The sequence below is a fragment of the Stenotrophomonas sp. CCNWLW57 genome, assembly GCF_037203925.1.
Lineage (GTDB): Bacteria > Pseudomonadota > Gammaproteobacteria > Xanthomonadales > Xanthomonadaceae > Stenotrophomonas > Stenotrophomonas rhizophila_A.
In genome coordinates, this window is record NZ_JBBCBJ010000004.1 from 164,628 (window position 1) to 165,403 (window position 776).

Below are 776 nucleotides of genomic sequence, written 5' to 3' on the forward strand. Positions count from 1 at the left end.
GATTGGGATCAATCAACCGTGGGCTGCGGATGGATGTGGCGTAGCCGTCGGCTCGTTTGTCGGTAGCGCCGGCCGTTGGCCGGAACGCAATGCTGGACGATGCCTATAGCGTCCAACGACACCATGCATGTTTGTATTCGCCGATGTTCGCGGTGATTCCCGCGCGTATCGGGTTGCCAACGATGTAGTGCGCGTGGCGTAACAAGGCTTCGTCGGCACGGACCGCATGATCGAAGAATCCGGGTTGCCACACCTTGCCCTGTCCACGTTTCAGGCGGTTCAGTGACAGCGCGCTGGAAGATTTGAAGCGCCGCGCGACGTACGCAAGTGAATGCGAGCGCAGTTCAAACATCCAGTGAATGTGGTCGGGCATGACGACCCATGCCAGGGTGTGGGTGCATCGGCTCCGGTCCATCTGTCGAAGCTGATTGACCACGATCTCGGCGGCTTCAGGATCATCAAACCAACGGGATTGCCCGGTACAACGCGTCGTCATGACGTAAACCTGCCCGACAATGCTGCGGCGCCCAAGACGTAGACGATGGCTGCTCATCCTCCCATCCTCGGCGGATGGGGCGTAGTGGTGATTCAGCGGAATGCCGACATACACATCGGCCGTTACCGTCATGCAGTGTAGGTAGCCATACGAAGGCCGGCCAACGGCCGGCGCTACCGGAATGGGGCGTTTGGTCGATTGACCCCAATCCCAATGGGCCCGTAAAAATTCGTAGCCCCGGCCGTTGGCCGGACACCGCGCGCAGCGCGGCCCAAGCATC

Annotated in this window: 1 protein-coding gene; it reads right to left on the minus strand. The window is 60.4% G+C overall.

All coding sequences use genetic code 11. From position 1 onward, the window contains the following. Positions 1-103: 103 nt before the first annotated feature. Positions 104-776, minus strand: a 673-nt coding sequence (locus tag V9K91_RS11175; protein ID WP_336442880.1) for a transposase, incomplete at its 5' end; no start/stop codon positions are given.